The organism is Micromonospora echinofusca (genome assembly GCF_017614955.1).
Lineage (GTDB): Bacteria > Actinomycetota > Actinomycetes > Mycobacteriales > Micromonosporaceae > Micromonospora > Micromonospora echinofusca_A.
This window is the reverse complement of record NZ_WVUH01000279.1, coordinates 1-9685: the sequence shown is the minus strand read 5'-3', so window position 1 is coordinate 9685 and position 9685 is coordinate 1. Positions and strand designations below refer to the sequence as shown.

The window sequence follows — 9685 nt, the reverse complement described above, 5'->3', positions numbered from 1 at the left end:
GCCGGGGCGGGGGAGAAAAGCGACGTGGCGCCCACCGGGACCGGTGGACGCCACGTCGGCGCATTCATCTCGGGTGGGCCCGCGCCCGCCCGGTCGGCTCAGCGACGCGACTCGCCGCTGCCGACCTCCTGCCGCTCGGGGCGCGGCTCGACCGGGGGGTGCCCCGGCGAGACCGGCGCCTCGGCCGGCTTCTCGATCGGGTAGAAGAAGCCCTTGATGGCCGGGCCGAGGGCGCCGAGCCGGTTCATCTTCTTCGGTACCACCCAGCCGACGTACTCCAGGCCGTGACCGTCGTGGCCGTCGCCACTGCTCAGCGGCTGGTGCACCTCCTCGAACCGGCCGTCCGGCAGACGCCGGATGATGCCGGTCTCGACACCGTGCGCCAGCACCTCCCGGTCGTGCTGCTGGAGGCCCAGGCAGAGCCGGTAGGTGATGTAGTAGGCCAGCGGCGGGACGATGAGCAGACCGATCCGGCCCGCCCAGGTCATCGCGTTCAGACTGATCCGGAACTTGTCCGCGATCACGTCGTTGGCGCCGGAGAGCGTGAGCACGATGTAGAACGACACCGCCATGGCGCCGAGCGCGGTCCGGGCCGGAACGTCCCGGGGACGCTGGAGCAGGTTGTGCGTGCCCTTGTCCTTGGTCAGCCGCGCCTCGATGAACGGGTAGAAGATCGGCAGCATGGTCAGGATGCCGGGGAGCACCACCGTCGGCCAGAACAGCGGCGGGATGACGTACCCGTCACCGATCGGGATGTTGATCTCCCAGGCCGGCATGAGCCGGGTCGACCCGTCCAGGAACATGACGTACCAGTCGGGCTGGCTGGCCGCGGAGACCACCCACGCCTCGTACGGGCCGAAGAGCCAGATCGGGTTGATCTGGAACAGACCGCCCATCAGCGCGATGACCCCGAAGACGACCATGAAGAAGCCGCCCTGCTTGAGCGCGTAGCGCGGGAACATCCGCTCGCCGACCACGTTCTCGTTGGTCCGGCCGGGGCCGGGCCACTGGGTGTGCTTCTGCTTGAAGACCAGCCCCAGGTGGGCGCTGATCAGGGCGACCAGCAGGCCCGGGATGAGCAGCACGTGGGCGATGAAGAACCGGCTGATGATGATGTCGCCGGGGAACTCCCCGCCGAACACCGCCGCGGTGGCCCACGACCCGATCACCGGGATGGAGAGCATGATCGCCGAGGCGATCCGCAGACCGGTGCCGGAGAGGCCGTCGTCCGGCAGCGAGTAGCCGGTGAAGCCGGCGAGGAAGCCGATCCAGAAGAGCAGCGTACCGATGATCCAGTTCGCCTCACGCGGCTTGCGGAACGCGCCGGTGAAGAAGACCCGCATCATGTGCACCACGATCGCCGCCATGAACAGCAGCGCCGACCAGTGGTGCATCTGCCGCATGATCAGGCCACCCCGGACGTCGAACGAGATGTCCAGGCTGGAGGCGTAGGCGGCGGACATGTGGGTGCCCCGCAGCGGCGCGTAGCTGCCGTTGTAGGTCACCTCGGTCATCGCCGGCTCGAAGAAGAAGGTCAGGAAGACACCGGTCAGCAGCAGAATCACGAACGAGAAGAGCGCGATCTCGCCGAGCAGGAACGACCAGTGGTCGGGGAAGACCTTGTTGAGCAGGCGACGCAGCGGGGTGGCCACCTGGAACCGGTCGTCGACCCCGACGGCGGCCTTGCCGGGGAGGGCCCCCACATCTACCTTTCGGCGCTTCACGGCCGCTCCCAGAAGTCTGGTCCGACCGTCTCGGTGTAGTCGGACTTGGCCACGAAGAATCCCTCGTCGTCCACCTCGATCGGCAGCTGGGGCAACCGACGGCTGGCGGGGCCGAAGACGGGCTTGGCGTTGTCGGTGATCAGGAACTGCGACTGGTGGCACGGGCAGAGCAGCCGGTTGGTCTGCTGCTCGTAGAGGCTGGCCGGGCAACCCGCGTGGGTGCAGATCTTGGAGAACGCGGTGTAGTTGCCCCACATGTAGCCCTCGTGCCCGACCTTGGCGTTGGCCTGGCGGGCGGTCTGTGCGTCCGACTCGCGCAGGTGGATCAGCAGGGTCGGCGAGTCGGCGTGCCGGTTGCTCACCCCGTGCGGGATGCCGGGGAAGACGGTGATCTGCCCACCGGCGCTGACCTCCTCCGGCCGGACCGGGGTGCCGTCCTCCCGGACCAGCCGGACCAGCTTGCCGTCGTGCGGGGCGAAGCCGGTGGTGAACATCTGGTTGTTCTTGTGCGGCTGGTTGATCAGACCGCCGAGCAGCGGCGCGGCGGCGACCGCGCCGACCGGCGCGAGGCCGGCGAGCAGCGAGATACCGAGCAGCGGACGGCGCTTCACGCCCAGCTCGTCGGCCATGTAGAGCATGGTGTTGCCGACGATCTTGCGGTCCTCGTCGGAGGAGGGCGCCATGTGCCGGTCCTGGATCGACACCTCCTTGGGCAGCAGCTTCTTGCCCCAGGTGAGGATGCCGAACCCGACGAAGAGCAGCGCCAGACCGAGGGTCAGCCCGAGCAGCGGCGTGTAGAACTTGTCCGCGCCCGCGCCGGCCTCGTACTTCCACGGCCACCAGATGTAGATCACCAGGAACGCGGTGGCCGCGACCCCGGTCAGCAGGAACATGCTGGCGACCGTCCGGGTCATCCGCCGCTCGGCCTTCGTACCGGCCACCGGGAACTGCGGCTCGTAGTGGACGATCTCGATGTCGTCCCGACGAGCGCCTTCCTGGACGATCTGGAAGCGGCTCAGCTTCGGGTCGTCGATGTCGAACTCGCCGCCGGCTGCGCCGTGGGCGGTGGTGTCGGTGTGGGTGCTCATGACTTACCCGCAATCCACAGGCTGGCGAAGACGAGCGCGACGATGCCGACCAGGAAGATGGCCAGGCCCTCGGTGGAGGGCCCGTAGCGGCCCAGGTTGAAACCGCCCGGGTCCTGGTCGTTCTTCAGCGTCTCCTGGATGTAGGCGATGATGTCGGCCTTCTGCTCCGGACGGAGCTGGTTGTCACCGAAGACCGGCATGTTCTGCGGCCCGCTGAGCATCGCCGCGTAGATCTGCCGGTCGGTCGCCGGCCTCAGGCTCGGGGCGAACTTGCCGGACGACAGGGCACCACCGCCACCGCCGAACGCGTGGCAGGAGGAGCAGTTGACCCGGAAGAGCTGGCCACCGGCGGCCACGTCACCCTCGGACGCGAAGTCGTCACCCTGCGGGACCTGCGGACCCCCGCCGAGTTCCTGTACGTACTGTCCGAGCTGACGGACCTCGTCGCTGGTGAAGACCCGCGGCTTCCGCTCGGCCTGCGCCTCCTGCCGGGCCATCGGCATCCGGCCGGTGCCGACCTGGAACTCCACCGACGCCGCGCCGACCCCGACGAGACTCGGCCCACGGCCCTCGATCCCCTGCGCGTTGCGGCCGTGGCAGGAGATGCAGCTCACGTCGAACAGCGCCTTGCCCTCGGCGGCGGCGCCGGACAGCTGCGGGGTGTCCTGCGCCTGCAGACCAGGCGCGAAGACGGTATAGGCGCCACCGGCCAGCGTCAGCGCGGCGAGCAGGCGTACCGCGGCACCCAGCCGGCGGCGGCCCCTGCTGCGCGCTGCGGCGCGCTGGCGCAACCGCGCGAGCACACCGCGATGGCGGTCAGGGGTGTCAGAAGTCATGGCCTGTGTCCTTCGGTTTCTGGACCTTGTCTCAGGGACTTGAAGCAGCGACGGGTAGGTGACGCCAAGATCACTGGAGCCAGTAGATCATGCCGTAGAGGCCGATCCACACGACGTCGACGAAGTGCCAGTAGTACGACACGACGATCGCCGCGGTGGCCTGGGCCGGGGTGAACCGGCCCATCGTCGTACGGATCATGAAGACGACGAAGGCGATGAGACCGCCGGTCACGTGCAGGCCGTGGAAGCCGGTGGTCAGGTAGAACATCGACCCGTAGCCGTCGGCGTTGATCTTGACGCCCTCGTGGACCAGCTCGCGGTACTCGTTGACCTGACCGAGTACGAAGATCAGGCCCATCACGAAGGTGACGGTGAACCAGCGCCGCAGGGCGTGTACGTCACCCTTCTCCGCCGCGAACACGCCGAGCTGGCAGGTCACCGAGGACGCCACCAGGATCACCGTGAAGGTGGTGGCGTAGGGGATGTTCAGTGCCTCGGTGTGTTCCGCCCACTGCTCCGGGGCCGCTGCGCGGATGGAGAAGTACATCGCGAACAGCGCCGCGAAGAACATGAGTTCGCTGGAGAGCCACACGATCGTCCCGACGCTGACCATGTTGGGTCGGGTCAGCGAGTGGATCCGGCTCTTGTCAATGGCTGGGGCCGCAGTCACGCGGTCATTATTGCCCCTGACCGGCGCCGCCGATCGGCGGGGTGGCAAACCAGTGGCATTCCCGGGCCGACGGAGCTGCCCGGGTTAACCTGGCATAGCCTGAAAAGCGTGCTGCACCTCGATCCGTACCCCACCGGCGGCCCCGACCCTGCGGGCGGTCCGGCGGTCCTGGCCGCGGGCGGCGGGACCCCGCCCCCGTTCAGCGTCTCCTCGATCGTGACCGAGGCCAGCCTGGACAACTGGCTCGCCGTCGGCCTGGTCGTCGCCGCCGCCCTGTACCTCTACGGCGTGCACCGGTTGCGCCTGCGCGGCGACCGCTGGCCGGTCCTGCGGACGGTGTTCTTCCTCGGCCCCGGCCTCGGCGGCATCGCCGCGGTGACGGTCTCCGGGCTCGGCGCCTACGACACCACCCTGCTGTCGGTGCACATGGTGCAGCACATGGTGCTGTCGATGGTGGCGCCGATCTTCCTGGCCCTGGGCGCCCCGGTGACCCTGGCGCTGCGGACCCTGCCCGCCCGACCCCGCCGGGTACTGCTCGCCGTGGTGCACAGCCGGTACGCCCGGGTGCTGGCCTTCCCGCTCACCGCGTTCGCGATCTTCGTGGTGAACCCGTTCGTGCTCTACTTCACCGACCTGTACCGGCTGACGCTGGAGAACTCCTTCGCGCACGAGCTGGTGCACCTGCACTTCATCATGACCGGCTGCCTGTTCTTCTGGCCGCTGGTCGGGCTCGACCCGCTGCCGGGCCGCTGGCCCTACCCGGCCCGCGCGCTGCTGATGGTGCTCTCGGTGCCGTTCCACACCGTGCTGGGGCTCACCATCATGGAGAGCAGCACGCTCTTCGGCGGCGACTGGTACCCGTCGCTGGGGCTGGACTGGGCCGACCCGTGGACCGACCAGGAGGTCGCCGGCGGCATCCTCTGGGCCGGTGGCGAGTTCGTCAGCATCACCATGCTGGGCGTCCTGGTGGCGCAGTGGATCCGCCAGGCGGAACGGGAGGCCCGGCGGGTCGACCGGGACCTGGACCGCCAGGAGGCCCGGCAGGAGGCCCGGGATCGGCGGGAGGCCCGGGATCGGCGGGAGGCCCGGGATCGGCGGGAGGCCCGGGACCGCCAGCAGGCCGGGCAGCAGGTCACCGAACCGGCCGGATGACGCGGATCACGGCCCCGGATCGGCCCCGACGGGGCGACCGGTACGATCAGCGGGCAGCTACGACGTGGGAGCCTTGCGACCGATGAGCGATCGTCTTTACACCGTCCTGCTCTACAGCGACGACCCGCAGGTGCGTGACCGGATGCGGCTCGCCGTCGGCACCCGCCCCGCCGCCGACCTCCGGGTCGAGTTCGTCGAGGCGTCGAACTACGCCGAGTGCATCCGTCTCGTCGACGACTACGAGATCGCCCTGATGCTGCTCGACGGTGAGGCGACCCCCGGTGGTGGGATCGGCATCGCCCGGCAGATCAAGGACGACCGCGAGGACGCCCCGCCGACCTGCGTGGTCATCGCCCGGGCCGCAGACCGCTGGCTCGCGTCGTACGCCGAGGTCGACGCCACCCTCATGCACCCGCTCGACCCGGTGACCACCGGTCAGACCATCGCCGAGCTGCTGCGCACCCACGCGACCGCCTGAGGCGGCACCGGCACCGGCGCCGGTGACCCGTCGCGCCCGTCCACGATCCACCCTCGTACGGGAGGCCCACCATGGGCGAACGGACCTGGCCGAGCCTGCTCGCCGCACTGCTGCGGGCCGAGGAGCTCTCCACCGCCGACACCGCCTGGGCGATGGGCGAGATCATGGCGGGTTCCGCCACCCCGGCCCAGATCGCCGGTTTCGTGGTGGCGCTGCGCGCCCGGGGCGAGACCTCGGCGGAACTGGCCGGGCTGGTGGAGGCCATGCTGGCCAACGCGGTACCGGTGGAGCTGCCCGAAGCGGTGCGGGCGACCGCGCTCGACGTGGTCGGCACCGGTGGTGACCTCGCCCACACGGTCAACATCTCCACGATGACCGCGCTGGTGGTGGCCGGCGCCGGGGTCCGGGTGGTCAAGCACGGCAACCGGGCCGCGTCGTCGTCCTGCGGTACGGCCGACCTGCTGGAGTTCCTCGGCGTCCCGCTCGACCTCGGCCCGGCCGGGGTGGCCCACTGTGTCACCGAGGCCGGCATCGGGTTCTGCTTCGCCGCCCGGTTCCACCCGGGGATGCGGCACGCCGGGCCGGTCCGGCGGGAGCTTGGCGTGCCGTCCGCGTTCAACTTCCTCGGCCCGCTGACCAACCCGGCCCGTCCCCGGGCGGGTGCGGTCGGCTGCTTCGACTCCCGGATGGCCCCGGTGATGGCCGGAGTCTTCGCGGCCCGGGGCGACTCGGTGCTGGTGATGCGGGGCGAGGACGGGCTGGACGAGTTCAGCACCGCCGCTCCCACCCGGTTCTGGGTGGCCGCCCAGGGCACCGTCAGGGAGTGCGTGGTGGACGCGGTGGACCTGGGTGTACCCCGGGCCACCCTGGCCGACCTGCGGGGCGGGGACGCGGCGTACAACGCCGCCGTGGCACGCCGCCTGCTCGCCGGTGAGAAGGGTCCGGTCCGGGACGCCGTACTGGTCAACGCGGCAGCCGCGCTGGCCACGCAGGGCCCGCTCGACGGTGACCTGACCGAGGCGATCCGCACCGGTCTGGACCGGGCCGCCGAGTCGATCGACTCGGGTGCCGCCGGCCGGGCCCTGGACGCCTGGATCGCGGCGGCCGGGGTGGCCCGCACCCTGGACTGATCTCCCGCCCCGACCAGGGTCACCACCGGGTCTGATCCGGTCCTGACCAGCGGTCGTGCGAAACTACACGGTGGTAGTTCCGCTGGCGCCCGGGAGGGGACACGACATGGGTGACCGCGAGCTGTACTGCGAAGACTGCGGTGCCGAGACGCTGTTCGAGACGCCGCCGTGCCAGGACGGGCACGGCGCCGACTGCCCGGAACTGGTCTGCACCGGCTGCGGTACCGCGCTGCTGACCGCCGGTTTCCCACCGCTCCGGGCGGCCCGGGGCGGCACCCGGACCGACGCTCCCGCCCGCCGGCACCGGGCGGCCTGACGGGCCTGCCGACCAGGGCGGGCCGGCCGCACGACGACGAAGAGCCGGTGCCCCACGATCGGGGCACCGGCTCTTCGGTGGTTACGGGTACTGCCGGCGGCAGGTCAGTGCTCGGCGGTCCGCCGGGTGCCGGAGTAGTACTCGAAGAGCAGGCCGCAGGCGGCGAAGGTCACCGCGACCAGCCCGAGACCGAGCAGCCAGAACTGCCAGAACACCAGGCCCAGGCCGGCGATCGACGCCGCCAGCGCCAGACCGAACGGCCAGTAGCTGCCCGGGCTGAAGAAGCCGATCTCGCCCGCGCCGTCGGCGATCTCGCCGTCCGGCCGGTCCTCCGGCCGCAGGTCGATCCGGCGGGAGACGAACCAGAAGAAGCCGCCGCACATCGCGCAGAGCAGGAACGACAGGGCGAGCGCCACGGTGCCGACCCATTCCACCCCGCCGCTCGTACCGGCCGTCCAGCCGGCGTAGACGAACGTGATGAAGAGCAGGAACCCGGCGACGACGCCGAAGATCTTCCACTCAGTCTTCATGCCGGATCCCTCAGCTTCCCGAGCCGGCCGGAGCGCTGTCCGGGTTGAAGTTGCTTTCCGTACGGCGGGTCTCGAACGGGAAGGTCGTCTCGGCGAGCGGCTTCTCACCGATCGACTCCAGGGCCTCCTGGGTCGACTTCCCGGCCCGCTTGGCGGCGAGGAACTGGTCGTACTTCTCCGGCGAGACGACCCGCAGCTCGAAGTTCATCATCGAGTGGTACGTGCCGCACAGCTCGGCGCACCGACCGACGAACGCGCCCTCGGTGGTCAGCTCGGAGACCTCGAACACGTTGCGGACCTTGCCCGGGAAGACGTCCCGCTTGAACAGCATCTCCGGCACCCAGAAGGAGTGGATGACGTCCTTGCTGGTCTCCTCGAAGCGGATGCTCCGGCCGGTCGGCAGCACCAGGACCGGGATCACCTCGGTGGTGCCGAGCGTGGAGGCGACCGTGTTGGCCTCCGGGCCGACCCCGTCGCGGTAGTTGAACTGCCAGTTCCACTTGAAGGCGACGACCTCGACGGTGACGTCCGGGTTCTTGGTGACCCGGTCGACGTCGGTCTGCACGATCGCCGTGTAGTAGAAGAGCACCGACACGATCAGGATCGGCGCGATGGTGTAGAGGAACTCCATCGGCATGTTGAACCGGGTCTGCACCGGCAGCTCGTTACCGCGCTTGCGGTAGCGGATGACGCACCAGAAGATCAGGCCCCAGACGAAGACGCCGACCGCGAGCGCGGCGATCGTCGACGCGATCCAGAGGTCGTACATCCGGTTCGCCTCGGGCGAGATGCCGCCCTGCGGCCAGCCGAAGCCGTCGAACGCCGCACCGACGTCACAGCCGGTGAGCAGGAACAGCAGCGCCGTCCCCCCGACACCGAGCCCGGCGAGTCGACCCGCACCACGCCGCCGGCCGCGCCCACCGGCCTGCGGGGAAGCGCTGTGCCGTACGGCCGACGGCCGTACATCCGAACTCCTTGCGACCACCTGGTCCTGCCTCCCTAGCGCGCCGCCGGTGTGTGTTGACCAGCTCCGGCGGCAAAGGCGTCACCGACGGTCGCAGATTACTCGACCATGCAGGGCTGGACGGCCTTGGGGTGGCGTCTTGGCCCCAATGGGGGATCTTGAGCGTCGGCGGCACGCTACCGTTGGCATCCGTGAACTCCCCCGGTGTCTACCTGGACGCGGCGAGCGCCGCACCGCTGCACCCCGTGGCCCGGCAGGCGTTGCTGGCCGCCCTCGACGACGGCTGGGCCGACCCGGACCGGCTGTACGGCCAGGCCCGCCGGGCCCGCCAGCTCCTCGACGCGGCCCGGGCCGCGACCGCCGAGACGCTCGGGGTACGCCCCGACGAGGTCTCCTTCACCAGCAGCGGTACGACCGCCGCGCACGCGGCCGTGCTGGGTGGGCTCACCGGTCGCCGACGTGCCGGGGGGACCCTGGTGCACTCGGCGATCGAACACTCGGCGGTCCTGCACGCGGCGCACCGGCACGTCGCCGCCGGGGGCACGGCGGTGGCGGTACCGGTCGACCGGCTCGGTCGGCTCGACCTGCCGGCCTGGGAGGGGGCCGTTCGGGCCCCCGGCGTCGCGCTGGCCGCCCTGATCAGCGCCAGTCACGAGGTGGGCACCGTGCAGCCGGTGGCGCAGGCCGCCGAGGTGTGTGCCGCAGCCGGGGTCCCGCTGCACGTCGACGCCGCCCAGTCGGTCGGCCGGATACCTGTCCCGTCGGGCTGGTCGGTGCTGACCGCGAGCGCGCACAAG

General features: G+C 70.5%; 10 protein-coding genes and 1 pseudogene. 5 read left to right on the top strand and 6 right to left on the bottom strand.

All coding sequences use genetic code 11. The features are described 5' to 3' along the window. Window positions 1-98 precede the first annotated feature (98 nt). From qcrB to ctaE, 4 genes are all read right to left on the bottom strand, one after another. Window positions 99-1724 carry a cytochrome bc1 complex cytochrome b subunit gene (gene qcrB, locus GSF22_RS25245; protein WP_208816224.1) on the bottom strand — a complete coding sequence of 542 codons (1626 nt, stop codon included), beginning with the start codon at window positions 1722-1724 and terminating at the stop codon, window positions 99-101. Next, the gene (qcrA, locus tag GSF22_RS25240; RefSeq protein ID WP_208816223.1) at window positions 1721-2812 is read right to left on the bottom strand and encodes a cytochrome bc1 complex Rieske iron-sulfur subunit; all 1092 of its coding nucleotides are present in this window, start codon (window positions 2810-2812) and stop codon (window positions 1721-1723) included. The genes qcrB and qcrA overlap by 4 nt, the downstream gene beginning before the upstream one ends. Next, window positions 2809-3648 (bottom strand): cytochrome bc1 complex diheme cytochrome c subunit, encoded by an 840-nt coding sequence (gene qcrC, locus GSF22_RS25235; protein WP_208816222.1) that lies wholly within the window; start codon window positions 3646-3648, stop codon window positions 2809-2811. The genes qcrA and qcrC overlap by 4 nt, the downstream gene beginning before the upstream one ends. A gap of 70 nt (window positions 3649-3718) precedes the next feature. Next, window positions 3719-4318: an aa3-type cytochrome oxidase subunit III gene (ctaE, locus tag GSF22_RS25230; RefSeq protein WP_208816221.1), complete on the bottom strand. Its 600-nt coding sequence runs from the start codon at window positions 4316-4318 to the stop codon at window positions 3719-3721. 111 nt (window positions 4319-4429) lie between these two features. On the opposite strand from ctaE, the pseudogene GSF22_RS25225 reads away from it, so the two are divergent. From GSF22_RS25225 to GSF22_RS25210, 4 genes and pseudogenes are all read left to right on the top strand, one after another. After that, window positions 4430-5374: pseudogene (locus GSF22_RS25225) on the top strand (cytochrome c oxidase assembly protein); the annotation flags it as partial. A gap of 178 nt (window positions 5375-5552) precedes the next feature. After that, a complete protein-coding gene (locus tag GSF22_RS25220) occupies window positions 5553-5948 on the top strand; it encodes a hypothetical protein (protein ID WP_208816220.1) in 396 nt (131 codons plus the stop codon). Window positions 5949-6019: 71 nt separating this feature from the next. Further along, on the top strand, window positions 6020-7078 hold the full coding sequence (trpD, locus tag GSF22_RS25215; RefSeq protein WP_208816219.1) for an anthranilate phosphoribosyltransferase: 1059 nt from the start codon (window positions 6020-6022) through the stop codon (window positions 7076-7078). Between the two features lie 106 nt (window positions 7079-7184). Continuing rightward, window positions 7185-7394 (top strand): hypothetical protein, encoded by a 210-nt coding sequence (locus tag GSF22_RS25210; RefSeq protein ID WP_208816218.1) that lies wholly within the window; start codon window positions 7185-7187, stop codon window positions 7392-7394. A 104-nt stretch (window positions 7395-7498) separates the two neighbouring features. On the opposite strand, the gene GSF22_RS25205 is transcribed toward GSF22_RS25210, so the two are convergent. Then, entirely contained in the window at window positions 7499-7924 is a 426-nt protein-coding gene (locus GSF22_RS25205; protein WP_208816217.1) for a cytochrome c oxidase subunit 4, read from the bottom strand. 10 nt (window positions 7925-7934) lie between these two features. Continuing rightward, on the bottom strand, window positions 7935-8909 hold the full coding sequence (ctaC, locus tag GSF22_RS25200) for an aa3-type cytochrome oxidase subunit II (RefSeq protein ID WP_208816216.1): 975 nt from the start codon (window positions 8907-8909) through the stop codon (window positions 7935-7937). Between the two features lie 170 nt (window positions 8910-9079). Between ctaC and GSF22_RS25195 the strand changes: the two genes are divergently transcribed. Continuing rightward, on the top strand, window positions 9080-9685 hold a 606-nt coding region (locus GSF22_RS25195), incomplete at its 3' end, for an aminotransferase class V-fold PLP-dependent enzyme (RefSeq protein ID WP_208816215.1).

Bases quoted from the DNA above. Each gene is read 5' to 3' on its own strand.
- GSF22_RS25205 (WP_208816217.1), bottom strand. From the start codon at position 7,924: ATGAAGACTGAGTGGAAGATCTTCGGCGTCGTCGCCGGGTTCCTGCTC.
- GSF22_RS25220 (WP_208816220.1), top strand. From the start codon at position 5,553: ATGAGCGATCGTCTTTACACCGTCCTGCTCTACAGCGACGACCCGCAG.
- qcrC (WP_208816222.1), bottom strand. From the start codon at position 3,648: ATGACTTCTGACACCCCTGACCGCCATCGCGGTGTGCTCGCGCGGTTG.
- qcrA (WP_208816223.1), bottom strand. From the start codon at position 2,812: ATGAGCACCCACACCGACACCACCGCCCACGGCGCAGCCGGCGGCGAG.
- trpD (WP_208816219.1), top strand. From the start codon at position 6,020: ATGGGCGAACGGACCTGGCCGAGCCTGCTCGCCGCACTGCTGCGGGCC.
- GSF22_RS25210 (WP_208816218.1), top strand. From the start codon at position 7,185: ATGGGTGACCGCGAGCTGTACTGCGAAGACTGCGGTGCCGAGACGCTG.